This is a genomic window from Microbacterium sp. K41, from assembly GCF_004794395.1.
Classification (GTDB): domain Bacteria; phylum Actinomycetota; class Actinomycetes; order Actinomycetales; family Microbacteriaceae; genus Microbacterium; species Microbacterium sufflavum.
Genome location: NZ_SSDO01000517.1, coordinates 1 through 25,757, shown reverse-complemented (window position 1 = coordinate 25,757; position 25,757 = coordinate 1). Strand labels below are relative to the sequence as shown.

Below are 25,757 nucleotides of genomic sequence, written 5' to 3'. Positions count from 1 at the left end.
CGCCCGAGTCGATGCCGTGCGCATCAGGATCCGCCGTCGCAGCGGGCGCGACCGGGGAGGCGCACCCGGCGGCGGCGAGGAGGACGAGGAGGGCGGAGGGGGCGAGGGCTGCCCGCCGGAGGAGTGCGAGGTTCATGACTCTGTCACCCTATTGAGAACGATTCTCAATCTCAAGTCAGCAGGTGAGGGAGCGGGCCTGCGGCCCGTCCGGTGCGACGAGCGAGCGGACGAACGTCCGAGGCGGGGCGTAGTGTCGCACCATGAGCAGCGCAGAACCCCTCCCGCGGCACGGCGTCATCCCCTCCTATCTGCTCGCGCGCCTCGCCGAGTCCGGCCGCTTCCCCAGGGCGGCAGCCGCCGCCCGGCAGACCCTCACGGCCGGTCGTCCACCGTTCCGCGCGCGCATCGACCTCTCGATCGACGAGAACGGCGACCTCGTCGCCCAGCTGTCCGACGCGCCGAACCGCACGATCAGCGACGCCGGCAACACGCAGCAGCTCCCGGGCGCCGTGGTCCGCGGCGAAGACGACGCGCCGGTCGACGACCCCGCCGTGAACGAGGCCTTCGACGGCCTCGGCGCCACGTTCGAGATGCTGCTGGCCGCCTTCCAGCGCAACTCGCTCGACGACGCGGGGGCGCCGCTCGACGCGACCGTGCACTACGGCGTCGACTACGACAACGCGTTCTGGGACGGCGAGCGCATGGTGTTCGGCGACGGCGACGGCGAGGTGTTCCGCGGCTTCACCGGCTCGCTCACCGTGATCGGGCACGAGCTCGCACACGGGGTCGTGCAGCACACCGCGAACCTGGAGTACCAGGGCCAGCCCGGCGCCCTGAACGAATCGATCGCCGACGTCTTCGGCGCGCTCACCGAGCAGTACGCGCAGGGCCAGACCGCGGCGCAGGCGAGCTGGCTCATCGGCGCCGAGATCTTCACCGAGGCCGTGCAGGGCGCGGCGCTGCGGTCGATGATCGCCCCCGGCACGGCCTACGACGACGATGAGCTCGGCAAAGACCCGCAGCCCGACCACATGAGCGGCTTCGTCCGCACGACCGAGGACAACGGCGGCGTGCACATCAACTCGGGCATCCCCAACCGCGCGTTCGCCCTGTTCGCGCGCGACCTCGGCGGCAACGCCTGGGAGCGCGCGGGAACCGTCTGGTACCGGGCGCTCACGGGCGGGCTGTCGAGCACGGCCACGTTCACGGAGTTCGCCGACGCCACGGTGGCCGCGGCCGTCGCGGTCGACGAGGAGACGGCGGCCGCGGCTCGACGGGCGTGGAGCGCCGTGGGAGTCTATGAGCATGAGCGAGGACCCGGCACCTCCGAGTGACGCCCCCGTCGTGATCGCCGTCGTGCGATCGGGCGGCATCGCGGGCATCCGTCGCCAGTGGCGTGTGGAGGCGGAGCCGTCCGACGCGGACGAGTGGATCACGCTCATCGACCTCTGCCCGTGGGACCAGGACGCCGACGCGTCACGCGGGGCCGACCGCTTCATGTGGAGCATCCGCGCGCGCACGCCCTCCGAGCGCCGGGAGCGCGAGCTGCCCGACTCCGCGCTCGAGGGCCCCTGGCGGACGCTCGTCGAAGCCGTGCGCGCCGCCTCGACCCGCGACCCCGCCTGAGCCCGGCTCGCGGGCAACCGATCAATCCCGTGTGAATGCGACCGCGGGTCGTGCGGCCGGGGTCATGATGGACTCCATGGGACTCTTCCAGCAGCGACCCGAAGAAGAAGAGCAGCAGTGGGCTCTGCCGTCCGAGCCGCTCGAACGCTCCGACGCCGACCTCCTCGACACGGCCCCCGCGGTGGACCCCCTCACGCTCGGCCTCGGCGCCCCGGCGTCGGTGAGCTCGATCGTGTTCCCGGTCGCGCCGCCCGCGCCAGAGGCCGCGACGGTCGAGAACAGCGACCCCGAGGACTGACCGCGCTGCCCTCTCGCGCGGCCGCGTCGGCCCCCACCGATACGGTGGAAGGATGACCATCACCGCCGCCGCAGACGGCTCCGCCCTGGGCAACCCCGGCCCGAACGGCTGGGCCTGGTACATCGACGACGCCAACTGGGCGGCCGGTGGTTCCCCGCACGGCACCAACAACCAGGGCGAGCTGCGGGCCGTGCTCGAGCTCCTCCGCGCGACCGCCGGCACCGACGAGAAGCTGCTGATCGAGTGCGACAGCCGCTACGTGATCGACTCCGTGACGAAGTGGATGCCGGGGTGGAAGCGCCGCGGATGGCGCAAGTCCGACGGCGGCCCCGTGCTCAACCGCGACCTGCTGGAGGGCATCGACGAGGCGATCCGCGGACGGGACGTGGAGTTCTCGTGGGTCAAGGGCCACGCGGGGCACCCCTTGAACGAGGCAGCGGATGAGCGCGCGAACGCGGCGGCGAAGGCGTACCAGCAGGGGCAGGAACCGCGCCGGGGCCCGGGCTTCACCCTCGCGACCGACGCCGGTGCCGCGGTCGCCGCCTCCGCCCCCGTCGCCGCGCACGCCGCGACCACCAGCTCTCCCGAGAGGACAGCCCCGGCCGCGAAGACCACCTCCGTCGCGACGGCGACCTCCGCTCCGGCCGCGGGTTCCGACCCCATCACCGGGGCGCCCACCGCCTCCGGCCCCGCCGCCACCCCCGTCTCCGGGTCGTACGCGGAACCGCTGTGGGCGGAGCCGTCCGACCTGCTCGACGGTCTCGACCGCCCCGACGACGACCCGATCGAACTGCGGATCCCGCTGTCGTCCGATGAGCACGCGCGCCTCCGCGACCGCGCCGAGGCCCAGGGCGTCTCGCTCGAAGAGGCCCTGCGTCGGCTGATCTGAGCGCACGGCGCAGCCACCCGCGACGCGGCGAGCGCTCGGGTGGACTCCGTAGACTCGGCGGATGATGGTGGGGACGGTGACGCGGCGGTGAGGACCCGTACGGTCTTCGGCCTGCTCCGTCTGAGCGCAGCCGCCATCTGCCTCGTCGCCCTCATCCACCGCATGGCCTGGGGCCTGGCGTCGCACACCATCGCGAGCCAGAACTTCTTCGCCTACCTGACGAACCAGTCCAACCTCGCGTTCGTGGTGCTGCTGTCGATCGCGGGGGTGCTCGCCCTGCGGCGTGCGCGAGACCCGCGGTGGCTCACGGTGGCGCTGGCGCTCGTGCTGACGTGGACGATCACGGCCGGCCTGGTGTTCGCGATCCTGGTGTGGCAGGCGGGTGTGCGCGGCATCCGCATCGACGTGCCGTGGTCGGATCAGGTGCTGCACTTCTACCTGCCGGCGGTCACGGTCGCGGCCTGGGCGCTGGCTCCGGGGCATCGAGCCGTGCCGTGGCGTGTGGTTCCGATCACCCTCGTGTATCCGGTGCTGTGGGGTGTCGCGACGCTCATCCGTGGCCCGCTGATCGGCTGGTATCCGTACTACTTCCTCGACCCGCGGCAGGTGAGCGGTCCGCCCGAGTTCGTGATCTCGTGCGCGGTGGCCCTGGCATCGTTCAGCATCGTCGCGACCGCCCTGGTGCTGATCAGCCGGATGCCGTTGCCGCGGCGGTTGCGCACCGACGCGGATCCCGGGCCCGACGATCCCCCGGACGACGACCGCGGTAGCCCGGCCGGTGCGGTCGATGCGCGCGAGCGGGTCGGCGCGTCGGCTCAGACGTAGACGGTCAGCGACGCCAGCGCCGCGTCGAACGCGTCGTCGTCGCTGAGTTCCGCGAACTCCGCGGCGGCCGCACCGCCGACGATGCCCACCAGCACGTTCTCGCCCGTGACGGGGCGCAGATTGATCCAGGTGGGGATGACCGCGTCGGTGCCGACCGCGTGCCACACGGCCTCGTCGTTCTCCCAGAACGCCTCGTCCCACCGCAGCCACACGGTCTCGATGGACCCCATGCCGAGCGCCGAGATCGCGCCGCGGTTGGCGAAGGGCAACGGCGGGTCGAACTCGATGCTGCGGTCCTGCAGCACCCCGAGCGGCACCGTCACCACCACCCGGTCGAACGACAGGGCCTCCCCGGTGCCGAGGCGCACGCTCACCCCGGTGTCGTCGTAGGCCAGGCGGGCGACCGGGGAGTTCAGCCCGACCTGCACTCCGTCGAGCGCGTGCTCCACGAACGGCACGAGGCTGTCGCGGGTGGCGGTCGGGTCGCCCGTGGGCAGCGGCGGCGCGAACCAGCTGGAGAGCTCGTCGGCTGCGGCACCCGTGCGCGCGGCGAGGATGTCGAGCAGGGCGGCGGTCGAGGGATCCGCGGGGTCGATGCCCGCGGCGGTCAGCGCGTCGGCGATCGAGACGTCTTCCGGGGCGGCCTGGGCGGCGGCGATGGCCGTGGTGACGGGCACGGGGTCGACGGGTTCGATGTCGCCGTCGGGGGTGCGCCACAGCGAGCCGGTGAGATCGACGGTTCCCACGTCGCCGCTGCGCAGCCGGTCGAGCACCTCGGCGTCGTCCTCGCCGAACAGCCAGGCGCCGAGCTGCACCGGCACCGGCCAGGAGTCGTCGCTGCGGGTGAAGACGCGCCCGCCGACGCGGTCGCGCGCCTCGAACACGGTCACCTGCAGGCCCCTGTCGGCGAGGAGGGCGGCGGCGGTGGCTCCCGCGAGGCCCGCGCCGATCACGGCGACGCGCTCCCCCGATCCCGCAGCATCCATCAGCTCGTCGACCACGCGCTCCCCCGAGGCGATGGCGCCGCGCACAGTGCCGGGGGCGTCTTCGTCGGTGGCCTCGCCCGCGAAGAAGAGGCGGTCGTCGACCGGGCGGCCGAGGGCGGCGCGGGCGTCGGCGAGCACTCCGACGGGGGTGAAGCTGGCGGCTCCCAGGGCGAACGGGTCGGTGGTCCAGGTGCTGCGGATGCTGCCGGCAGGGGCCGGGACGCCGGGCGGGGGCTCGGGCTCACGCGTGCGGGTGGGCGTCGGCGTGGGCTTCGGCTCCGGCGTGCAGGAGGCGAGAAGCACCGAGACGGCACCGGCTCCGGCGCCGAGGAGCAGGGTGCGGCGCGTGATCCTCATCGTGCCGCCACTTTATCCCGCTCCACCCCGGTCCGCCGCCGCGCCTCCGCGGCGGGCGGTTCACAACTCCTCAGAAACGGTGAGCCTGGACGCGGAATCGGCCGGATCCACGAGGGACCCGGCCGATTCCGAGGAGTTGTGAACGACGCGGCGGTCAGACCGCCAGCAGTTCGCGTTCCAGGCGGGCGAACGAGGCCTCCATGCCGTCGGCCATGCCGGTGGCGAGGATCATGTCGCGCGTCTCCTTGTCGGGGTACTCGATGAGCACCGTGACGAGCGTGGCGCCGTCCTCCTCGTAGAGGCTCAGGTCGTTGACGGTCTCGGTGGGCATGCCCTGCATGCGTTCGGTGGTGACGGCGCGGCGCGGGGCGTCGATCAGCAGCGCCTCACCCTCGAACCCGAACGGCTCGCCCTCGGTGTCACCGACCGGCGCCCAGGAGTTGCGGTACGACTGGCCGACCTCGGTCGCCGTGGTGCATTCGGTCATCTCCCACCCGTCCGGGCCGAGCATCCACTGGCGGATGAGGTCGGGCTCGAAGTGCGCGCGCCACACCAGCTCGCGCGGACCCTCGACAAGCCGGGTGATGCGCACGTGGGTGTCGTCGAGCAGCTCCACCCGGGTGCCCTTGCCCTGCGCGTAGTCGCGGAGGTCCTGCAGCACGGCGTCGAGCTGGCCCATCGCCATCTTGATGCCCTCGACCTGACCCATCTCGACGACCTGTTCGAGCGCGTCGACCGAGTCGAAGTGGCTCGTGGTGACCATGCGGGTGCCCTCGGGCGTGGAATCGAACGTGAAGCTCATGCGCTGCGCGGGGAAGCCGTCGAGGGGCTTTCCGTGCTCGTCGGCGAAGGAGTCGAGCACCTCGAAGCGGTGCGGCTCCTCGATGGCGAGGAACTCCCAGACACCCGTCGACTTCTCGCCGCGAGGTCCGTTCATCGTGTAGACCGCGCGGCCGCCGACCGTGTGGTCCCACGCGGTGAAGGTGGCGGGCCAGCCGGGAGGACCCCAGAAGCGCTCGAGCTGGCGCGGATCGCTGTACGCGTTCCAGACCCGCTCGATGGGGGCGGCGAAGTCGGCCGTGACGGTCATCGTGAGGTCGTCGGCATCGGTGGTGACGTCGGTGACGGGCATGTCAGTCTCCTGGGTTCTCTCGTGCGTTGTCGGTGGTGTCGCTGTCGGGGCGACCGGCGGGCGTCTCGGCCAGCAGGTCGTCGAGCCGGGCGATGCGCGACCGCCACAGCTCTTCGTAACGGGCGAGGAGCGCCCTGGCGCGGGCGATCATCTCGGGGTTCGCGCGGACGAGCCGCTCGCGTCCCTCGGCGCGCTTGACGATGAGGTTCGCGGCCTCGAGCACGGCCACGTGCTTCTGGACAGCCGCGAACGACATCTCGTATTCGGCGGCGAGGGTCGAGACGGACTGCTCCCGCTCGATCGTCCGGCGCAGGATGTCGCGCCGGGTCGACGTCGCCAGTGCCTGGAACACACGGTCGACCTCCGCTTCGCTCAGTTCTTTTCGTGCAACCATTTGGTTGTACGTTATGCCTGCGCAGCGGGCGTGTCAAGAGGCACTTGTGTCGGGAACGCACTCTGGTGACACAAGTGCGACGCCGGAAACGACGCCTCGGAAGGCTCACTCCTATCGAGTCCGAGATAGTCAACACACCGGCCACTCACGCAGCCTGAAGCCCCAAACAAGAGGAGTCAACCGAACCATCAGCAGTCCCCGATCAAGTCTGTTGGGGCTGGAGACGTTCGGTGTTGTAGCGCTGCCGGAACGCGTCCAGTTCTGTCTGCAGCTCAGTGATCGACTGCTACGACAGGTAGAGCCCGAAGAAGTGTTTGGCGATAACGGAGCAGGCGTGGGCTGACACCTGCAGTTCATCTCGTCGGACCGCTACCAGTTGACCGACTCGGAACTCGTGGTCTCCGGTGGCCGCAAGGTACTTCGCGTCGGCTGCGCCGAGTCCGTGCTGGTAGAGATGCCGCTTCTGGAAGACACGGCCCGCATCGCGCCACGCATCGGCACCCAACTGGCCGTTGACCCATGTCTCGATGTCGGTACCGGTTGGGCACGAACTGACCTGCTGCCCGCGATGCTGCGGCGCGCATGTGCATGTCCCCTCGATGAGGTTCTTGCGCGCCCCACCCAGATTCTGGAACGAGATGGTGGGGGGCCACCGCGAGATGGTCTCGGCCAGATCAGCGCTCGTCGTCAGCACTGGCTGGCCGGCGATCTCAGCATCGGTCACCTGGGATAGGGCCTCCCGCAGGTTGGCGGCGTGCCCCTGCACCATCGCCCGCATGACTCCGTCGAAAGTGGCGACCAGGTCCTTGGCGAGGTTAACCAGCGACGGCTGATCCGCGCTGGTCGGCAGACGATCGATCTCGCCGACGACTCGGTTGAGGGTCTCCCGATAGTTCTCGATCCCGCAAACTGGGCATCGCGACGCGGGTGTGTCCGTCCAGTACCGCGTGCAGTGGAGGTTCTCGAACCAACCCACCGGCGTGGCCTTCAGCGGGCGCGGATCGAAATCGACCAATGTCGAGTCGGCGAAGCAGTGGTTCGCGCAGGTGACCGACACTTTGCCATCGAATACCGACGGAGTCCGTGCCGCATTGGTTGCGGGTAGCTCCAGCACGAACGACGCCGCACACGTTGGGCACACCATGTGCACCGTGTCGCCGGGCTTCACACCGATTCCGCTCAGCGCGGTCGAATACAGGCTGTCTGGGATCTGCTCAGCATCGGCACCCCTCCGCGTCAGCGAAGAGTTCGGCCGGCGTCCGAAAAGGCGATCGAACAATCCCATATCTCTCCTCTTGCACACGCTGCCGTTGACGGGACCTATCGACGAAATGACAGACGCGCCGGTGGCGCCCCCGCTAGGGTACCGGCCCCGTCAGATTCCGCTTCACACGGGGCCCAGACAAGGATGAGGCCACGCTGCGTGACGACGAGCGAACAGCGATGCTCGCTCTCAATACACAGATGGGCATAGGGACCCGAGTACCGGAGACCTCGCCTTCGCCGGCGGAACGGCTGTTGTCAGAAGGCTGAGGTAGGCGCCGCTGGCGAGCGGCGCGCCTAACTGGATCCGCTATAGCAGTCAGTGCCCGGATGAGCGTGGTCGCAGCCGGTCCCTAAAGCGTGTTCGCCGTCCAGGTGTGAGCGACGCACGAATGCCGAACGAGCAGCCCGCCGTCCGACTAGCGCGGCGGCCCACAAGTGGCCGTACCGAAGGATGTTCGCAAAAGTCGCGATGATCCTGCCATCTCCCGCCATCCTTGATTCAAGGTCGCAGACGCCCGCGTCGTGATCGATCCCAGCGCTGAGCCCCTGTCGACCAAGACCCAGACGGGTGAAGACGCACGGCGACTGGAGGGTGCGCACGCCAGCGTCCATGCCACCACCCTTTCAGCGCATCGCCCGCGAGCGGCAATCCACCCATGGTGTTCGGCCGCATCAACCCTTTTCTACAAAATCTACATTCATTACCGGCCCTTGTGTAGAATGTAGGTATGGACGAGTTCATCGGAGTCGGCGAAGCGGCGAAGCGACTGGGGCTTCACGTGAACACGGTGCGGAACATGGCGAGGGATGGCCGACTGCCGGTAGCCAGCATCCCCGGTTCAAACCGGATCAAGTTTCGGGCCGAGGACATCGATGCCTTTGCTGCGGCCCGGGGCGAAGAGATCACGCCCAACGTTCGCGTCCGCGACGTCGAGCCTGAGCGGGTGACAGCGAACGACCTGAATGCGTGGGGCGGCAGAGTCGCTCAGGAGAAGGCGCCCGAAATGCTGCGCCGCCTTCTCGATGCCACGCCAGGCATCACCCAGCTCTCCGTGCGAGCTGGCGACGGCGTCGCGCTTCGTGGCTGGGATGGACTCGCGATGTCTGACGGCATGCACGCCAGCTACCTTCCTGCGGGTCGGCTGCGCTTCGAACTCGGTACTGACCAGAATGCCGCAGGTAAGGCAGAAAGTGACTATAACAATCGCCTCGCCCTGCCCAAGGATGAACGCATCGTGACGAATTTTGTGTTCGTGACGACGAGGCGTTGGTCTGGCAAGACTGCGTGGGCTGAGGGCAAGTCCGCGGAAGGTGAGTTCTCGAGCGTGTCGGCGCTGGATGCCGATGACCTTGAGGGATGGCTTCAGAAGACCCCGTCAGCTCACATCTGGCTCTCGGAGCTTCTGGGTCGCTACCCGCGAGATGTGCAGACGATCGAACGATGGTGGGATGAGTTCCGGCTCTCGATGCGGGTGGAGTTGCCCGAGCAGCTGTTCGCCACAAGTCAGGAGTTCGTGCGCGAGGGTATCGCGGCGCTCCTTGGCTCGACTGACTCGCGACGAATGCTCACTGTTCAGGGTCGTTCGCTCGAGGAAGCTCTCGCTGTCACGTACGTGGCGCTGCATGCCCTTGAGGATCGGCCGTCGGCCATCCTCGTGAAGAGCGCCGCGGCTTGGGCGCGACTTTCAGAAAGCAATGTGCCGCATCTTCTGATCCCGACGTTCCCGGAGCCGTCCCTCGCGTTGGCTGCCAATGGGGGGCACCCGGTCATCCTTCTTGCGCATAAAGGGATGGCCATCAAGCCCGGCACCGACCTCGTCGAAGTCGCAGTCCCTGGGCGCAGCGAGACGTCACGGGTCCTCCAGGAATCGGGTATTGCATCACGCGAAGCGGAGAGGATGGCCGCGCTCTACCGCAGAAGTCCGAAGGCATTCTTCCGGTCCCTGGCGTTGGACTCCCGGGCTCAGTCCGCGGTTCCCGATTCGCACCGAGATGATCTAGCGGCTGCTTCGCGCCTAGCGCTTGCGGTGCAATGGACGGCGGACGACGGCGACCATGCTTTGCTCGAACGCTTGGTTCGTGCCAACTGGGTCGAGCTTGAGTCGGTGATTGTGTCGCTCTCCAGCGGTGATGATCCCGTGTTCGTGCGCGCGGGAGATGCCTGGCGAGTGGCAGCACCGGTCGAAGCGTCGCTCTCTCTGTTCCCTGCCCTGACGAGCTCAGACCTCGAGCGGTGGGCGGAGGTGGTCGAAGGAGCATTGTTCGAGCACAACCCGCTGGATATTCCGGACGCGGCTGCACGTTTTGCCGCGCAGTTTCGCGGGGAGAAGCGGCCTCACTCGCGCGAGATCGAAGAGGGCCTCGCGGGAGGGGTCGCGCTAATGGCACTGATTGGAGGCGAGGTCGCGGGCCGCACGGGGGTGGATTGGGCTGAGCGAGTAGTCGGTCGGATCTTGTCGCGGGCTTCGGGGCTCGGGACCGAAGGCTGGAAGCGCATCGCACACGTGTTACCCACTCTCGCGGAAGCCGCGCCCGAGTTGTTCTTGGATACGCTCTTGGACGACCTGGGAGACGAGGCTCCAAGCCTCAAGAGCCTCTTTCCGCCCGCTGATGAGCAGACGGATGTGCTGTCTCAGACTTCGCCGCATGTTTACCTTCTGTGGGCGCTGGAAGTGCTCGGCCGTTCACGAGAGCACTTCCCGAGCGCGATGAACGTCCTGGCTCGGTTGACCGATTACGACCACGGGCGAGAAAACTCCGCTAACACCGCGTTCCGAAGCCTCGAGAACCTTCTCCTGCCGTGGATCCAGTACACGGCTGCCGGAATGTCGTCAAAGATGTCGGTGCTTCGTCGACTAGTCGATCGGCGGCCCGACCTTGGCTGGCGTCTCCTGCTCCAGCTGCTGCCGAACTCGAACTCGTTCTCGATGAGCCCAAGCAGCCCGACTTATCGAGATTGGGGCCCGGAGACGCAAGACGTCTCCGTCGCAGAGTGGGGAGCCTTTGTCGGTGAGGTGACTCAGATGATTGTCGATTTGGCGGGGACGGACGTAGACCGTTGGGTTGATGTCGTTCCCTTGCTGGACGATCTCCACCCTCGTGATTACGACATTGCGACGGACGCGATGCTCGCTGCGGCAGCAGCTACGGATATGTCGACGTTGTCGGCGCGGAGGCTGTGGGATGCGCTTAACGCTGAGATCCTGCGTCATGAGGAATTCGCCGACGCTCACTGGGCACTCTCGAACGAGAAGCTGGACAAGCTGCGGCGCGTACTGGTGGCGCTGCCGGATCCCGGCAAGGCATCGGAATATGCTGCCTTGTTCGGATGGGACCGGGGTCGGTTGGGCCTTGACGGTGACGACTCGGCAGCGCCGGTCGACGTGCCCGCGATGCAAAGGGCCGCGGTGGCTGAGATCGTGCAGGTAGGGCGCGATGAGCTGGAAAGGTTGATCGACAAGGTCGGCAACCCCCACATCATCGGCGCTCTGCTCGTGGAGCTGTCTACCGCTGAGATTGATGGCTGGGCGCTCGACTGGCTGCTCGGTGAAAGGCAGGCCCAGCGACAGGCCGCTCAGTCCTACTTCGCGCGTCGATCGCTCACTGAAGGTGGATTGGCGTGGATCGAGGCCAGACTGCGCGAGCTGCACGAAGCACCGACGGATCGCCTTGCATTGGCGCTAACCATGGAAGCGAACCCAGCGACGTGGGATCTGCTGGAGCGCATCGAAAAGAGCTTGGTCGATGCCTACTGGTGCAACGTGAGTCCATGGGTGATCGGTGAAGGGGAACGGTCTCGGGCCTTCAAAGAGCTGCTCGACCGTCACCGCCCGGTCAGTGCACTCCAGCTGTTCGACTTTGCCCTCATCCATGAGGAGAAGGGCGGCCCGGTCGTGATGGGGCCCGACGATGCGACCGCGGCACTCGATGAGATCTTGAGTGGCAACTCGGCGGAGGAAATGAGGGGGGCATCGCACAGAATTGGAACCGCGCTCGACTACCTCGCCAACAAGGGGGCCTCGGACGGCGTGATGGCGCGGTACGAGTTTCTCTTCTCTCCACTGCTTGACCGAACGACGCACTACCCCGCCGCACTGTATCGGGTACTCCGTTCGAACCCAGCAGAGTTTGTGGAGCTGGTTTGTCTTGCGACGCGACCAGCGAGCAAGCCGAAGGATGACTCGAGAGATCCGGCAGCATCCGCTCTCGCATGGCGCGTGCTTCGCGATTGGAAGCAGCTACCGGGTACGGACGGTACAACTTGGATCCCTGACGCTGAGGAATTGACGCAGTGGGTCATCGAGTGTCGTTCCCTGCTGGCAGAGCGCGATCGAGCAAAGGTGGGCGACGAGATGCTGGGGGCTGTGCTCGCATACGGCGCAAGCGAAGCTGCTGAGGGATGGCCTGCGGTCGCGGTGTGCGAGGTGCTCGAGATCGTCGGCACTCACGAGATGGAGAACGGTTTCGTCGGCGGAGTGATGGACGCTCGAGGCTCCTGGACCAAGGGCATCTACGAGGGTGGGGATCAGGAGCGGGAACTTGCCCACCGTTTTAGGGCCCGCGCGGACGAGCGTGAGGACTGGCGCCGAGTGCATCGCGCCCTCAAGGCGGTCGCACGTGGATACGAGCGACAGGCTCAGCGTGCGGACGCTGAAGCGAAATGGGACGCGGACGAGGCCTGAGCAGTATGAAAAGGCGATTCTGCATCGACTGCCAGAATCGGTCCGTGCCGCACGCACGCAACGGTCGTGACTAAGGCGGTGCGTCCGCATTCCGCCGGCCCGAGTGCCCGTCCCTGGAGATGCAGCTGGAGGGAACTCGAGATCCCTGTCGAATAGATGAAGTGTTCTCGTTGAGGGGCCACCTGATCGATATCGCGGCCCGCAGAGCGGTGGATCGATGCGCGCTCGCTTCAGCCAGAGTTATCCGCGTCAGGTCAGCCGATCAAGACGTTCGCAAGCCCGCCAGTATCTGTCGCAACCAGGCACGGCAAACGAACACCCTCCGGGCGGTGGCCGCTCAGGTAAGGGACAAAGACATCGACACATCGCTCCGGAAAGTGTCACGACATAGTGAGCCCGGTTCGGTCGAACACGGCGCCGGAGCGTGACATCCAGTGTCATCTCACCGCGATCCCGACAACTTGATCGCACCCCTTCCCCGTCCAGCGCCCGTAGCAGCCGCGACGCCCGGGCGAGCATCTCCGGGTCCACGCGCGCGACCCGCTCCCGCCCACGAGCACGGCGGACGAGGAGTCCCGCGCGTTCGAGCACCGCGACGTGCTTCTGCACGGCGGCGAAGCTCATGTCGTAGTGGCGCGCGAGCTCGCTCACGGACCGCTCCTCGACGGCCGTACGCGCGAGGATGTCGCGGCGCGTGGCGTCGCCCAGCGCCCGGAAGACCCGGTCCGCCTCGTGGGGGCTGAGCTCGTCCCGGTTCACGGCGGGTGGGGTGCCGCGGCGGTCGGGGTCACGGGAGCGTCGCGCGGAGGAACGAGGAGATCGAGGGCATCAGCGCCGCCGGTTTCATCATCGGGGTCGCGTGATGCGCACCCGCGATCGTGGCGTAGCGGGCGCCGATCAGCGACGCCAGCTCCAGCGTCCCGCTGTGCAGGAATGGTTCGCTCTTGCTTCCGACGAGCACGAGAGCGCGTGCCTGCAGCCCGCCCCATCGGTCACGGGAAAGAGGCATCCCGTCCTGCAGCCCGGCGCACAGGCGCGTGTCGTAGACCGCCGTCTGGGCCATCGCGACCATCGCGCGCCACGGACCGACCATGAGTCGCATGGCTCCGGTCAGGAAGGGAGATGCCCCGAGGGCGACGAGGTGGAACTCGCCAACCGCGTCCGCCCCCCGTCCCTCGTCGACGAGCTGCTCGAGGCGGTCGGCGAGGTCGCGGGGGACGGGTGCGCGTCGATCGTCCACGATCACCGGGGGTTCGAAGGCGATGACGCCCCCGACCTTCTCGGGGAGAGCGGCGGCGGCATCCAGCGCGAGGATCGCGCCGGACGATGCACCGAAGAGCACCGCCCTTCCTTCGTGCGCATCGATCAGCGCCTCGATGTCATCGATCTCGCGGGCGATACTCCAGCCGCCCGCGTCCCCGCTGCCGCCGCGCCCGCGACGGTCATAGTTCACGACCGTGCGGGTGTCGGCGAGCAGCGCAGCGAGGCGCCGATTGTCTCGGAGGTCGGACAGTGCCTGTGCGACGAGGATGACGACCGGCCCGTCTCCGCTGCGTTCGAACGAGATCGCCGTGCCGTCGGCAGACGTGACCCGGTGCAGCGAGGGAGCGGGAGAGGACTTCTTCTTCGACATGATGATTCCGTTCGTCGGCGGGTGGCGCGGTGTCAGCGGCGGGTCATGGTGGACGCGTATCCGCCGTCACCGGGGTACACCCAGGCGCCGTCGAGCACGCGGTCGTCGTCGCGGAACGTGCCGGTGAAGTGGGCCGGGCTTCCCTTGGCGCCGGCCCAGATGGTGAGCGTGTCCCCCTCCAGCTCGTAGACGTAGTCGAGCGTGTTGCCCATCGAGTCGTAGAACCGGGAGACGACGTCCGTGCCGGCGGGCTCGCCGAACGGCCGCAGCTGCCCGATCACTTCGATGCCCGTGATGGCCTGACCGAACTGCTCGAGCTCGACGTGCTGCAGCAGGAAGAAACGTCCGGCCATCCACTCGTACCGGATGACGCCCTCCGCGCCGCCCGTGACCGTCCACTCGCCGACGAGCCGGTCGAGAGCCGCCACGGCGCTCCCGGGCGTGGGCTGCTCGCCGAGCCCGTAGGCGTCGATCTGCTCGGCGGTGATGTTCTCGCGTGCGTTGTCGTTCATCGGATGTCCTTTCGGGGCAGCCCGGCTGGCCGCCTTTTCGGATACCTCGGAACCGGATGCGGCGGTTTGACATCACCCCGCGAACTCGCCCGTCGAAATGTCGCGACCGAAGGATGTCAAGGTTCGCCGCCCGGCTCCGAGGTACCCGTGCACCCACACCCACACCACAGAGGAGCACCCAGTGACAAAGAATCCCGCCCCACCCCTCGCCCACGGCTCGGCACGCACCGAGGCCCCGCCGACCCGCGCCCTCCTGCTCGCGGGGGCGTTCGCAGGGCCGCTGTTCTATCTGTCCGCACTCGTGCAGACGCTGACGCGCCCGGGTTTCGACCTCCGCATCCACCCGCTCAGCCAGCTCTCGACCGGCAACCTCGGCTGGATCCAGATCCTCACCTTCGTCCTGGCGGGACTCGGGCTGATCTGCCTGTCGATCGGCCATCGACGGGTCGTGACACACGGACTCGGCCGTGCCGCGATCCCCGTCCTCGTCGCGATCAGCGGGACGGGCTTCATCGCCGCCGGACTCTTCCCGCAGGACCCCGCGAACGGGTTCCCCCTCGGCGTGGCCGACGGCCCCGCCGCCGACCCCACCTGGCACGCGCTCGTGCACATGGTGGCGGCGATCGTCGCGTTCACCGCACTGGCCGTCGCCGCCGTCATCGCCCTGATCCGCGCCATCCGCGAGCGGCGCGCGGCCGCCGCCGTCGGGAACGGTATCGTCGCGCTCGCGCTCCTGGCTCCCGTCGTCCCCGAGTTCGCCAGCGTCCAGGTGGCGCTCACCGGGCTCCTCGCCTTCGGATGGTGCACGGCCACGGCCGTCACCCTCCTGAGGTCGCCGCGCGCGTCTCGCTAGCCTGGACCCGCCGACGCACGGCATCCCACCGATGCATGACTCCCGCCGATTTAAGGAGATGAGACAGTGAAGTTCCTCATTCTCGGCTACACGCCGAGCACCAGCTGGGACGCCGCCACCGCGGACGCGCCCACGGAGGAGGCCCTGGCCGCCTTCGCCGCATATCAGCAGTTCGAGGCCGAGCTGCGGGCCAGCGGGGAGTTCGTCAGCACCGAAGGACTCGGGCACCCCGCCGTGTCGACCACCGTGCGCAAGGTTGACGACAGCATCGTGATCACCGACGGTCCGTTCGTCGAACTGAAGGAGGTCCTCGCCTCGTTCGCGGTCATCGACGTGTCCGGTGTCGAGCGGGCGAAGGACATCGTCGCGCGGATGGTCGAGATGCTCGGCGAGCCCATGGAGATCCGGCCGATCATGGGTGACGACTTCGCGTGACGGCGCGGCCCGGCGCCATCGAGGACCTGCTGCGCGCGGAAGCGCCGCAGGTCCTCGGAGCGCTGGTGCGCCGCTTCGGTCACTTCGACATCGCCGAGGAAGCCGTGCAGGATGCTCTTCTCGCCGCCAGCCAGCAGTGGCGCCGTGACGCGATTCCCGAGCACCCCCGGTCGTGGCTGATCCGCGTCGCCTACCGTCGCATGGTCGACGCGCTGCGCGCCGAGTCGGCCGACCGCCGCCGCGAAGAGCAGTACGTGGCCTCCGAACCGCGCGCGCCGTTCGCGCTTCCGGCCACGGTCGACCGCGACGACAGCCTCAACCTGCTGCTGCTGTGCTGCCACCCCGCCCTGTCATCCGCGTCGCGCATCGCACTGACGCTGCGCGCGGTGGGCGGGCTGACCACCGCGGAGATCGCGCATGCCTACGGGGTCACGGAGCAGACGATGGCGGTGCGGATCAGCCGCGCCAAGCAGCAGATCCGCCGGAGCGGGACCCGGTTCGAGCTCACCGCCGACGACGACCTCTCGGCCCGCCTCTCCGCGGTGATGCGGGTGCTGTACCTGATCTTCAACGAAGGTTACACGGTGACCTCCGGCGCCGAGCTCACCCGGACCGACCTGACCGGCGAGGCGATCCGACTCGCGCGGCTCCTCCACGCCCTCGTTCCCGATGACCCGGAGTCGGCGGGCCTTCTCGCGCTCATGCTGCTGATCGATTCCCGACGCGCGACGCGTGCCACCGGGAACGGCGACCTCGTGCCGCTCGCCGACCAGGACCGCACGCGATGGGACCGGGAATCCATCCGGGAGGGTTCCGACCTCATCCGTGCGGCGTGGTCCCGCGGGAACGTCGGAACCTACCGGCTGCAGGCCGCCATCGCCGCCGTCCATGCCTCCGCCCCGGTCGCCGAGCAGACGGACTGGGCACAGATCGCGGCGCTGTACCTGGCACTCGAACAGGTCGAACCCAGCGGGCCCGTCCGGCTCGCCCGCGTCGTCGCCGTGGCACACGCCTTCGGGCCCGCGCGCGCCGTCGCCCTGCTCGAAGACCTGGATCGCGAGCACGGACTCCTCCAGCATCCCCTGACCCGACACCGGGCCCACGCGATCCGCGCGCACCTCCGCGAGGCCGCGGGCGACCCGGCCGCCGCGCGAGAGGACTTCCTCGCCGCCGTCGGCCTGACGACGAACGAACCCGAGTCGCGCTACCTCTCACGCAAGGCCCGCGGCGACTGACCCGTCGACACCGTCTCGGCGGAGTTGTCGAAATGCGCGGGTGCCGTTCGTGGTGTGAGTATCCGGAGTCCTCGGGCTCCCCTCACCCCGGAAGGCGGCACCCGTGCATACTGATCCGATGATGGCGCTGCTGCTCCACGACACGGCAACGCACCAGGGGTCCGTCGCGTGGCAGAGGCGAGCGGCCCTCGCCGATCGCCGGATCGCCGTCCCGCCCGTGCCTCGCGGGAGCGGTGCACGACTCGCTCCGATCCGGCGGGTCCTCGCGGCCCTGTCGACGCGGAGGGCATCGTGACGCAGACGCCCTCCCACGCGGGGGCGGCCAGGACGGCCATCACGCGGACGCATCGGGAGGAATGGACCCGGATCGTCGCCGGACTGGCGCGCCGCTTCGGCGACCTCGATCTGGCCGAGGAGATGGCCGCGGAGGCGTTCGCGGCAGCCGTGGAGCACTGGCCGGCGCACGGCATCCCGCCGAACCCGGCCGGCTGGGTGACGACCACCGCGAACCGACGTGCGATCGATCGGCTCCGTCGCGAGGCTCGTCGCGACGAGAAGCACCGGGAGGCGATGATGCTGCACGACACAGACCCGCCGGCGTCCGCGGGCGTGGTGGAGGACGATCGACTGCGCCTGCTCTTCATCTGCTGCCACCCGACGCTGCCGCTGGAGGCCCGCGTCGCCCTGACGCTGCGCATGGTCGGCGGCCTCAGCGTCGCGGAGATCGCCCACGCGTTCCTCGTACAGGACACCACGATGGGCCAGCGCATCTCCCGGGCGAAGGCGAAGATCAAGGCCGCCCGGATCCCGTTCACGATCCCGCGCGCGGAGGACCTCCCCGCCCGCACCGACGCCGTCCTGACCGTGCTGTATCTCGTGTTCAACGAGGGGTATCTCGCATCCGGCCCGGACTCGCCCCCGCTCCGGCAGGACCTGACCGCCGAGGCGATCCGCCTCACGAGACTCGCCCACGACCTCCTCCCCGACGACCCGGAGGTGACCGGGCTTCTCGCCCTCATGCTGCTCACCGAGGCGCGAGCCGCCGCACGCGTGTCCCCCGACGGCGAGCTGGTGCGGCTGGACGAACAGGACAGGACAGCGTGGGACCGGTCCGCCATCGCGGAGGGCCTGCAGCTCCTGCACTCCCACGCCGACGAACGGGAGGCCGGGCGTCCGGGACGGTATCTGCTGCTGGCCGCGATCAACGCGGTGCACGTCACCGCCGCCGACGCGCGGGACACCGACTGGGATCGGATCGTGTCGCTGTACACGCGGCTCGAGCAGATCGATCCGAGCCCCGTCACCACCCTCAACAAGGCGATCGCGGTCTCCGAGTTCGACTCCCCGCAGGTCGCCCTCGCGATGATCGAGCCGCTCGCCGAGACCCTCGACGGCCACCACGCCTTCCACGTCGCGCGTGCCGAGCTGCTGCGTGCGCTCGGCCGACCGGCCGAGGCCCGCTCCGCCTACGACCGCGCGATCGCCCTCGGCGGCAACACCGCCGAGACCGCGCACCTCATCCGCCGCCGCACCCACCTCACAAGAAACGGAGACACCCCATGAGCAGCACCTACCTCGTCATCCACATGTCCGATTCCACCGGGACCCCGCTGGCCCGCGCGGAGGATCAGGAGATCCTCGAACGCTGGGCGACCGAGGGCGACGCGGCGGGGCGCCTCGGAGACGGCGGCCCGGTCGCCGGACCCGAACAGGCGAAATCCGTCGCGGTCCGCGACGGGAGGACGATCATCACCGACGGCCCGTTCCCGGAGTTCAAGGAGTGGTTCGCGGGTTACGACCTCGTCACCGCCGACTCGATCGACGAGGCCGCCGCCTTCATGGCGAAGCATCCCGTCGCGATCGCGGGCCGGATCTACATCCTGCCGCTGGTGAAGCTCCCCTGGGACGAGTCCTGACGTGCCCCTCCGCTGACTTCCATTCACGTGAATCCACCTCCGATATTCCGGCGTAGGCTGGAGGGAAGGACGGACCGTCCGAGAAGATCTCCCGGCACCGCGCCCGCCCGGAAGAGGAGTCTCTCGTGGCTCAGTACGACGTCTCGAACCGCTCGGCGATCGTGACGGGAGCAGGCAGCGGCATCGGCCGCTCGGTCGCGCTGCTGCTGGCGCAGAACGGCGCGTCGGTGGTCGTGAACGACCTGAACGCGGAGCACGCGCAGGCCGTGGTCGAGGAGATCCGCGCCGCGGGCGGCACCGCCGAGGCCTCGGTCGGCGACGCGACCGACCCCGCCTGGATCGCCTCGTCGGTCGAGCTCGCGAACTCCCTCGCGCCCCTGCGCATCGGCGTCAACAACGCCGGCATCGGCGGCGCCACCGCCCCGACGGCCGACTACGAGGAGGACGCGTGGGACAAGGTCATCGCGATCAACCTCAACGCCGTGTTCCGCAACATGAAGGCGCAGATCCCGTCGATCCTCGCGAACGGCGGCGGCTCGGTCGTCAACATCGCCTCGATCCTCGGCAGCGTCGGCTTCGCGGGCTCGCCCGCCTACGTCACGGCCAAGCACGGCGTGGTCGGCATGACCAAGACGGCCGCACTGGAGTACTCGGCGCAGGGCGTGCGCGTGAACTCGGTGGGCCCCGGCTTCATCGACACCCCGCTGCTGGCGAACATGGGCGACGAGGCGAAGGAGTTCCTCGTGTCGAAGCACCCGATCGGTCGGCTCGGGCAGGCCGACGAGGTCGCGAACCTCGTGGTGTTCCTCGCGAGCGACGCCGCGAGCTTCATCACCGGCAGCTACCACCTGGTCGACGGCGGCTACACCGCCCTGTGACAGACGGAGCGGCATCCGGCGGCCGGGAACCCGAATCCCAGGCGGCCGGATGCCGCTCGATGGCGAGGCGGAGCCCCCGCTCCGTTCTCGCCGAGGCCATCACCGCGCGTGGTCCGAGAGCCCTTCGAGAGGACCACGACGGCGGTGAGGCTGGCTTGCATCCTCCGTTTTCAGGCGGTCATCGCGTGCAGCTCACGCGATGCCAGCTCGAGCGACAGCTCGGCGTCGGTGAGGTCGAGGCCTCCGGTGGAGCTCGCGGCCTGCATCAGGCGCGCCAGGAGCGGCCGGTGCAGCTCGACCGTGGAGTCGAGGGCGAAGCGCACCGGGATGGACGCATGCATCCACAGCGTCTCCGACTGTCCGTCTCCCGTGGGCACGGTGAGAGCGAACGGCTCGTTGCGGCGGAGCTTGGTGACGGTTGCGGCTCGGAGATGCGCGAGCACCTCGTCGTCGATCTCGATCGGAGCGGTGGCATTCGCGTACGTCAGGGTTCCCATGATCTCTCCTCGTGCAGAAAGCTGGACGAGGATAGTTTACTAGTTTAACTAGTTAAATCAAGTCGGGTCAGGGGAGGTCGCCGAGCTCGTCGGTCAGGCGCCGCAGGAACCGTGAGATCGCAGCCGCCTCCTGCTCGGTGAACTCGTCGGCGAGCGCCGCCACCCGCACCGACAGCTCGTCGCCCTGCGAATGGAGGTCGCGCAGGGAGGGACGCAGCACCTTGGACCGGGCATCCAGCGGATGCGGCGCGACCACGATCTGCCCGCGCTCCGACAGGCGGCGGATCACGCTCGTCACCGCCGCGGTGCTGATGCCGAGGAAGCCGGCGAGGTCGCGGGGGGTGAGGGGACGCTCGGCCGGCGCGGTGCCGATGAAGTGCATCGCGGCCCGATCGGTGTCGTTGGGCTCGCGGCGGGCGGCGAGGCGGCGGTTGAGCTGGGCGTCGGCGCGACGGAAGTCGTCTACATCGCGCGCGAGCGACGACGTCGCCACATCCGTGCTGGTCTTCCCCATGCCGAGTACTCCTTCCCCGCAGCCCATGGTACCTCGACAGTCTGACAACGAGGCAGACTAGCGATTATTCCGCGCGATCGGGCACTTCCGGGATGCGATGATGGAGACATCGCCCCCGAAAGGATGCCATGCCCGAGCGATTCAGTCTCGAGGAGGCGTCGTACATCAGCTACGCCGATCTGCTCGAACGCCTGGAGGAGCGCTTCCCCTCCGTTACGCGACGCCGGATCGAGCAGATCATCGGCGCCGAGACCGACGCCATCACGGGCGGCCTCCTGCGCATCGTCCCGGCCGAGGTCGAGACGGGCGCGATGGAGATGCTCGAGCGGGAGGCCGGGTCGAGCGACGAGGGGGAGGTCGCGTGACCGACAGCAGAGGCGAGTTCCACGCCTCCGGATACTGGTACCCCGAGAGCGACACCGCCTCCACCGTCGACGTGCTGAACATGCTGCGCCGCTACCGCAGTGCCGAGACCGCCATGCGCGCCCGCACCCGCGCCTCGATGGGCATGAACGAGACCGACCTCGTGGCCCTGCGCTTCCTGCTCCGCGAACAGCGGGCCGGGCGCATCGTGCGACCGATCGACATCGCCCGGATGCTCGACATTTCCACGGCATCGACCACCACGCTGATCGACCGCCTGGAGCGCGGAGGTCACGCGCGCCGCGAGCCGCATCCGACCGACCGTCGCGCGGGCATCGTCGTCCCCACCGTCAGCAGCGATGAAGAGGTGCGCGCGACGCTCGGCGCCATGCACCGCCGGATGCTGAGCCTCGTCGATGAGCTGTCCGACGCCGAACGCGGCACCGTGATGCGCTTCCTGGTCGGCATGACGGCCGCGATCGAAGAGGCTGCGGAGGCCGACGGGGAGCATGGCGACGCCGAGGCCGCGAAGGAGATGGCCTAGAGCCCTTCCGCGATCTGCTTGATCGCGGCGAGGCGACGGTCCCACTCGCGGCCGATCGCGTCCAGCGCGGTGGCGGTGGACGACAGCTCGGCGCCGATCACGCGGAACCGCACCTCGCGGCCCACGCGCACCGGTTCGACCAGCCCGACCTCCTGCAACACGCTGAGGTGCTTCGCGATGGCCTGGCGCGAGACGGGCAGCCGCCCGGCGAGGGCGGACGCGGAGGCGTCGCCCTCACCGAGCGCGGTCAGGATGCTCCACCGCGTCTCGTCGGCGAGGGCCGAGAGCACGGGCAGAAGGGTCGGCGCCGTCACGTGCGGTCCTCGACCAGTGCGACGAGCTTGTCGAGCTCGAGCTCCCAGCCGGTGCGGTGCGACTCCAGGTTCGCGCGCGGGTCGGACGTGCGGTCGAACCCGCTCTCCACGACCGTGAGCTGCGTGCCGCCGTCGACCTCGTCGAGCGTGAAAGTGAAGACGGTGGAGGTCGCCTCGTCGATCCGCTCGGGCAGGCGGCCGAGCGCGTCGTCGTTGTTCCACCGGTAGGTGATGCGGCGCGGGGCGTCGAACTCCTCCACGCGCAGCGGGATCACGTCGTAGTCGGGGAACGTCATCGTCCCGGTCGCGCCCACCCCGGAGCCCGCGAGCTCTGTGCGACCGAACCAGCGCGACACGTGCTCCGGCTCGGCCACCGCCTGCCAGACCTTGCCGATGGGGGCGTCGATGCGGATGGTCCGACGAACGGAGAAGGCTTCCTCGTCAACCACCGCTGCGTCACTGCGAGTCATGTCCACCATGATGGTTCCTTTCTCGGGTCGGCGTCGGAATGACGACGACTGCAACTCTAGCGTTGCACAGCGCCCTCCCTCTTGCAACCCTTGTATTGCAGATCAGTCGCGCGGTCGCCGCCCGTCGAGGAAGCCCGACAGCAGCACCGCGACCAGGGCCGCCGCCGGGGCGACGATCAGCCCGGCCGCCAGGCTCTGCGTCTCCGCGAGATATCCCACGAACGGCGGCGACAGCAGGAAGCCCAGGCGCAGCAGCCATGACACGAGCGTCAGCCCCACCCCCGAACGCAGTCCCGGCAGCTCGTCGGCGGCGTGCATGGCGGCCGGGATGAGCGTGGCGATGCCGAACCCCACGGCGGCGAACCCCAGGATCGTGCCGGGAATGCTCGGGAAGGCGAGCGCGAGCGTCATCCCGACCGCCGCGATGAGGGCACCGACCGCCGCCACCGCGCGCTGCCCGAACCGATCGGTCAGGGGGTCGCCCAGCAGCCGCCCGATGAACTGCGCACCGACGAGGGCGATGAAGCCGAGCGGGGCGATCGCGGCGGCAGCCCCCAGCGAGTCGCCCAGGTACAGCGTGGCCCACGAGTTGCCCGCATCCTCCGCGACCGCACCCGCCATCGCGATGAGGGTCAGCGCCACGATCGCGACGACCGTCCGCGGCGGCACACCTCGGCGCACCTGCCCCGCCAGCTCGCCCGGCTCGGCCGCGGCCTCCTCCGCGTCGTCGTCGCGACCAGGGAGGCAGAAGCCCAGCGCCAAGAGCGCGACCGCGGCGAACAGCGCCGTCGAGATCCCCAGGTGCACGGCGAGCGGCAGGTGCAGCGCGATCGCCCCGGCGGCCATGACCCCGCCCAGCACGGCACCGATCGACCAGATCGCGTGGAAGCCGTTGATGATCGAGCGGCCGTAGCGCTTCTGCACGCGGAGGCCGTGCGCGTTCTGGGCGACATCGGTGATCGCGTCGGAGGCTCCGCCCAGCAGCAGCGCCAGGGCGAACAGCACTCCCGACGGCGCGAGGGCGGCCGACAGCAGCCCGAGGCTCGTGAGCACCGTGCCGATCACGGCGACGCGGGCCGAGCCGAACCGCCGGATCAGGACGGCCGCGAGCAGCCCTGCCGCGATGGCTCCCGCGGGGAAGGCCGCGATCGCGACGCCGTAGCCGAGGTTGTCCAGGCCGAGGGCCGACTTGATCTCCGGGTAGCGCGGGAGGATGTTTGCGAACAGCGCGCCGTTGGTGAGGAACAGCGCCGAGACGGCGATCCTGGCGCGGCGCGTCTGCCGGTCGGGCCGCGTGCGTCGAATCGATTCGATGGAAGTCACGAGTACGACCGTACCCCGTCTGGCGCCCCCTCGGCGACCGCCCGCGATCGAGGCCGCGAGCCGGACGATTATCCGCGCATCGCGACCGCCGCAAGCCCGTTCCGATCGTCCGCTCCCCCGCCTACGCTCGGACCATGAGCGAGCTCACCCAGCCCACCGGGCGCGAAGAGATGCTGCGGGCCGTCCCCCGCGCCGACGGTTCCGCTCCCCGCGCCCTCGTCCTCGGCGCCACCGGCTACATCGGCGGCCGCCTCACCCCCCGCCTGCTCAACGCCGGCTACCGCGTGCGGGTGCTCGCCCGAGACGCCGCGCGCGCCGCGTCGTTCACCTGGGGGGACGACTGCGAGATCGTCGAGGGATCCGCCGACGACGCCGACGCCGTCGCCCGCGCGATGGACGACGTGGACGTCGTGTATTACCTGATCCACTCGATGTCCGCGGGCAAGGGCTTCGAGGAGAGCGACGAGCGGGCCGCGCACACGGTCGCCCGCGCCGCCGCCGCGGCGGGAGTGCGGCGCATCGTCTACCTCGGCGGACTGCACCCCGACGACGTGACGCTCTCCCCCCACCTGCGCTCCCGGGTGCGCGTCGGCGAGATCCTGCTCGACTCCGGCGTGCCGACCCTCGTGCTCCAGGCCGGGGTCGTGATCGGCTCCGGCTCCGCATCCTTCGAGATGATCCGCCACCTCACCGACGTGCTGCCCTACATGCCCGCGCCGAAGTGGGTGCGCAACCGCATCCAGCCGATCTCCGTGCGCGACGTGCTGCACTACCTGCTCGGTGCCGCCCGCCTCGACCCCGACGTGAACCGCGCGGTCGACATCGGCGGCCCCGACGTGCTGCGCTACGGACAGATGATGAACGGCTACGCGGTCGAGGCGGGGCTCCGTCAGCGTGCGATCGCCGCGCTGCCCGTGCTCACGCCCGAGCTGGCCTCGCACTGGGTGAACCTCGTGACGCCGGTGCCGCGATCGATCGCCCGACCGCTCGTGGCATCCCTGCAGAACGAGTGCATCATGAAGGACCACGCGATCGACGAGCTGATCCCGCGGCCGGACGGCGGCCTCACCCCGTACCGCCGCGCCGTCGCGCTCGCCCTCGGCCGCGTCGACGCCGACGCCATCGAGACCAGCTGGCAGGACGCGGAGGTGTCCGGCGCGCCCAGCGACCCGCTGCCGAGCGACCCCGACTGGGCCGGACGCACCGTGTTCACCGACGCCCGCTCGGTGCGCACGCACGCCTCCGTCGCGGAACTTTGGCGCGTGATCCTGGGCATCGGCGGCGAGAACGGCTGGTACTCCTCGCCGCTGCTGTGGGCCGTGCGTGGCTGGATGGACCGCGTGGTGGGCGGCGTTGGTCTGCGCCGCGGCCGCCGCAGCCGCACCGCCGCTCGGGTGGGCGACGCGATCGACTTCTGGCGCGTCGAGGCCGTGGAGCAGACCGACGCCGGGCACCTGCTGCGGCTGCGCGCCGAGATGAAGGTGCCGGGGGAGGCGTGGCTCGAGCTGCGGGCGGTGCCAGACGGCGCGGGTGCGCGGTATGAGCAGCGGGCGATCTTCTTCCCGCGCGGCCTCACCGGACGGCTGTACTGGCTGGCCGTGCTGCCGTTCCACGGCCTGATCTTCTCGGGCATGGCCGCCCGCATCACCGCCGCCGCGGAGACCCCGGCGGCCGCACCGACCCCGGCGGACGCGGAGACCCCGGCGGACGCGGAGACACAGGCGGACGCGGAGACACAGGCGGACGCGGAGACCCCGGCGGACGCGGACACCCCGGCGGACGCAGACACCCCGGCGGACGCGGAGACCCCGGCGG

General features: G+C 69.5%; 26 protein-coding genes and 1 pseudogene. 15 read left to right on the top strand and 12 right to left on the bottom strand.

Features of this window, described 5'->3' with window-relative positions:
• The first annotated feature begins 260 nt into the window (after positions 1 to 260).
• From DW309_RS17675 to DW309_RS17655, 5 genes are all read left to right on the top strand, one after another.
• The gene (locus DW309_RS17675; RefSeq protein ID WP_136036834.1) at positions 261 to 1,334 is read left to right on the top strand and encodes a M4 family metallopeptidase; all 1,074 of its coding nucleotides are present in this window, start codon (positions 261 to 263) and stop codon (positions 1,332 to 1,334) included.
• Complete coding sequence (locus DW309_RS17670) at positions 1,306 to 1,626, top strand: protealysin inhibitor emfourin (protein ID WP_136032968.1); 321 nt, start codon at positions 1,306 to 1,308, stop codon at positions 1,624 to 1,626. The genes DW309_RS17675 and DW309_RS17670 overlap by 29 nt, the downstream gene beginning before the upstream one ends.
• Before the next feature lie 76 nt (positions 1,627 to 1,702).
• A complete protein-coding gene (locus DW309_RS17665; RefSeq protein ID WP_136046119.1) occupies positions 1,703 to 1,924 on the top strand; it encodes a hypothetical protein in 222 nt (73 codons plus the stop codon).
• Positions 1,925 to 1,976: 52 nt separating this feature from the next.
• Positions 1,977 to 2,813, top strand: coding sequence for a ribonuclease H family protein (locus tag DW309_RS17660; RefSeq protein WP_136046118.1), 837 nt, complete (start codon positions 1,977 to 1,979; stop codon positions 2,811 to 2,813).
• Between the two features lie 87 nt (positions 2,814 to 2,900).
• Positions 2,901 to 3,638, top strand: a complete 738-nt coding sequence (locus DW309_RS17655) for a Pr6Pr family membrane protein (protein ID WP_240744618.1) — start codon at positions 2,901 to 2,903, stop codon at positions 3,636 to 3,638.
• Here the strand turns inward: DW309_RS17655 and DW309_RS17650 are convergent.
• The 4 genes from DW309_RS17650 to DW309_RS17635 all read right to left on the bottom strand — a co-directional run bounded on the left by DW309_RS17650 (position 3,629) and on the right by DW309_RS17635 (position 7,792).
• The gene (locus DW309_RS17650; protein ID WP_136046117.1) at positions 3,629 to 4,981 is read right to left on the bottom strand and encodes a flavin monoamine oxidase family protein; all 1,353 of its coding nucleotides are present in this window, start codon (positions 4,979 to 4,981) and stop codon (positions 3,629 to 3,631) included. The genes DW309_RS17655 and DW309_RS17650 overlap by 10 nt on opposite strands.
• 154 nt (positions 4,982 to 5,135) lie before the next feature.
• Complete coding sequence (locus tag DW309_RS17645; RefSeq protein WP_136046116.1) at positions 5,136 to 6,113, bottom strand: SRPBCC family protein; 978 nt, start codon at positions 6,111 to 6,113, stop codon at positions 5,136 to 5,138.
• A gap of 1 nt (position 6,114) precedes the next feature.
• On the bottom strand, positions 6,115 to 6,507 hold the full coding sequence (locus DW309_RS17640) for an ArsR/SmtB family transcription factor (RefSeq protein WP_136046115.1): 393 nt from the start codon (positions 6,505 to 6,507) through the stop codon (positions 6,115 to 6,117).
• 286 nt (positions 6,508 to 6,793) lie between these two features.
• On the bottom strand, positions 6,794 to 7,792 hold the full coding sequence (locus DW309_RS17635; RefSeq protein ID WP_136046114.1) for a hypothetical protein: 999 nt from the start codon (positions 7,790 to 7,792) through the stop codon (positions 6,794 to 6,796).
• 709 nt (positions 7,793 to 8,501) lie between these two features.
• Between DW309_RS17635 and DW309_RS17630 the strand changes: the two genes are divergently transcribed.
• A complete protein-coding gene (locus tag DW309_RS17630) occupies positions 8,502 to 12,455 on the top strand; it encodes a helix-turn-helix domain-containing protein (RefSeq protein WP_136046113.1) in 3,954 nt (1,317 codons plus the stop codon).
• Positions 12,456 to 12,947: 492 nt separating this feature from the next.
• Here the strand turns inward: DW309_RS17630 and DW309_RS20085 are convergent.
• The 3 genes and pseudogenes from DW309_RS20085 to DW309_RS17615 form a co-directional block, all read right to left on the bottom strand.
• Positions 12,948 to 13,214: pseudogene (locus DW309_RS20085) on the bottom strand (ArsR/SmtB family transcription factor); the annotation flags it as partial.
• A gap of 28 nt (positions 13,215 to 13,242) precedes the next feature.
• A complete protein-coding gene (locus DW309_RS17620; protein WP_136046111.1) occupies positions 13,243 to 14,088 on the bottom strand; it encodes an alpha/beta fold hydrolase in 846 nt (281 codons plus the stop codon).
• Between the two features lie 32 nt (positions 14,089 to 14,120).
• Entirely contained in the window at positions 14,121 to 14,600 is a 480-nt protein-coding gene (locus DW309_RS17615; RefSeq protein ID WP_136046110.1) for a hypothetical protein, read from the bottom strand.
• Positions 14,601 to 14,781: 181 nt separating this feature from the next.
• Between DW309_RS17615 and DW309_RS17610 the strand changes: the two genes are divergently transcribed.
• The 6 genes from DW309_RS17610 (at position 14,782) to DW309_RS17585 (ending at position 19,917) form a co-directional block, all read left to right on the top strand.
• Positions 14,782 to 15,453 carry a DUF998 domain-containing protein gene (locus tag DW309_RS17610; RefSeq protein ID WP_240753278.1) on the top strand — a complete coding sequence of 224 codons (672 nt, stop codon included), beginning with the start codon at positions 14,782 to 14,784 and terminating at the stop codon, positions 15,451 to 15,453.
• A 66-nt stretch (positions 15,454 to 15,519) separates the two neighbouring features.
• On the top strand, positions 15,520 to 15,888 hold the full coding sequence (locus DW309_RS17605; RefSeq protein ID WP_136046108.1) for a YciI family protein: 369 nt from the start codon (positions 15,520 to 15,522) through the stop codon (positions 15,886 to 15,888).
• Positions 15,885 to 17,123: an RNA polymerase sigma factor gene (locus DW309_RS17600; protein ID WP_136046107.1), complete on the top strand. Its 1,239-nt coding sequence runs from the start codon at positions 15,885 to 15,887 to the stop codon at positions 17,121 to 17,123. The genes DW309_RS17605 and DW309_RS17600 overlap by 4 nt, the downstream gene beginning before the upstream one ends.
• A 291-nt stretch (positions 17,124 to 17,414) precedes the next feature.
• Positions 17,415 to 18,686: an RNA polymerase sigma factor gene (locus tag DW309_RS17595; RefSeq protein ID WP_136046106.1), complete on the top strand. Its 1,272-nt coding sequence runs from the start codon at positions 17,415 to 17,417 to the stop codon at positions 18,684 to 18,686.
• Complete coding sequence (locus tag DW309_RS17590; RefSeq protein ID WP_136046105.1) at positions 18,683 to 19,039, top strand: YciI family protein; 357 nt, start codon at positions 18,683 to 18,685, stop codon at positions 19,037 to 19,039. The genes DW309_RS17595 and DW309_RS17590 overlap by 4 nt, the downstream gene beginning before the upstream one ends.
• Before the next feature lie 125 nt (positions 19,040 to 19,164).
• On the top strand, positions 19,165 to 19,917 hold the full coding sequence (locus DW309_RS17585) for an SDR family NAD(P)-dependent oxidoreductase (RefSeq protein ID WP_136046104.1): 753 nt from the start codon (positions 19,165 to 19,167) through the stop codon (positions 19,915 to 19,917).
• Positions 19,918 to 20,087: 170 nt separating this feature from the next.
• Here the strand turns inward: DW309_RS17585 and DW309_RS17580 are convergent, their stop codons facing one another.
• Together DW309_RS17580 and DW309_RS17575 are read right to left on the bottom strand one after the other, a co-directional pair.
• Positions 20,088 to 20,414 (bottom strand): DUF7882 family protein, encoded by a 327-nt coding sequence (locus DW309_RS17580; RefSeq protein WP_136046103.1) that lies wholly within the window; start codon positions 20,412 to 20,414, stop codon positions 20,088 to 20,090.
• A gap of 67 nt (positions 20,415 to 20,481) precedes the next feature.
• On the bottom strand, positions 20,482 to 20,928 hold the full coding sequence (locus DW309_RS17575; protein ID WP_136032937.1) for a MarR family winged helix-turn-helix transcriptional regulator: 447 nt from the start codon (positions 20,926 to 20,928) through the stop codon (positions 20,482 to 20,484).
• A gap of 128 nt (positions 20,929 to 21,056) precedes the next feature.
• Between DW309_RS17575 and DW309_RS17570 the strand changes: the two genes are divergently transcribed.
• Together DW309_RS17570 and DW309_RS17565 are read left to right on the top strand one after the other, a co-directional pair.
• On the top strand, positions 21,057 to 21,293 hold the full coding sequence (locus tag DW309_RS17570; RefSeq protein ID WP_136032935.1) for a hypothetical protein: 237 nt from the start codon (positions 21,057 to 21,059) through the stop codon (positions 21,291 to 21,293).
• A complete protein-coding gene (locus tag DW309_RS17565) occupies positions 21,290 to 21,835 on the top strand; it encodes a MarR family winged helix-turn-helix transcriptional regulator (RefSeq protein ID WP_206251996.1) in 546 nt (181 codons plus the stop codon). Before DW309_RS17570 ends, DW309_RS17565 begins: the two co-directional genes overlap by 4 nt.
• On the opposite strand, the gene DW309_RS17560 is transcribed toward DW309_RS17565, so the two are convergent.
• The 3 genes from DW309_RS17560 to DW309_RS17550 all read right to left on the bottom strand — a co-directional run bounded on the left by DW309_RS17560 (position 21,832) and on the right by DW309_RS17550 (position 23,933).
• Complete coding sequence (locus DW309_RS17560) at positions 21,832 to 22,149, bottom strand: ArsR/SmtB family transcription factor (RefSeq protein WP_168387315.1); 318 nt, start codon at positions 22,147 to 22,149, stop codon at positions 21,832 to 21,834. The genes DW309_RS17565 and DW309_RS17560 overlap by 4 nt on opposite strands.
• Positions 22,146 to 22,619: an SRPBCC domain-containing protein gene (locus DW309_RS17555; protein ID WP_206251997.1), complete on the bottom strand. Its 474-nt coding sequence runs from the start codon at positions 22,617 to 22,619 to the stop codon at positions 22,146 to 22,148. The genes DW309_RS17560 and DW309_RS17555 overlap by 4 nt, the downstream gene beginning before the upstream one ends.
• Positions 22,620 to 22,721: 102 nt before the next feature.
• Positions 22,722 to 23,933: an MFS transporter gene (locus DW309_RS17550; protein ID WP_136046120.1), complete on the bottom strand. Its 1,212-nt coding sequence runs from the start codon at positions 23,931 to 23,933 to the stop codon at positions 22,722 to 22,724.
• A gap of 143 nt (positions 23,934 to 24,076) precedes the next feature.
• On the opposite strand from DW309_RS17550, the gene DW309_RS17545 reads away from it, so the two are divergent.
• Positions 24,077 to 25,757: SDR family oxidoreductase (locus DW309_RS17545; protein WP_240753277.1), on the top strand; the 1,681-nt coding region annotated here is incomplete at its 3' end.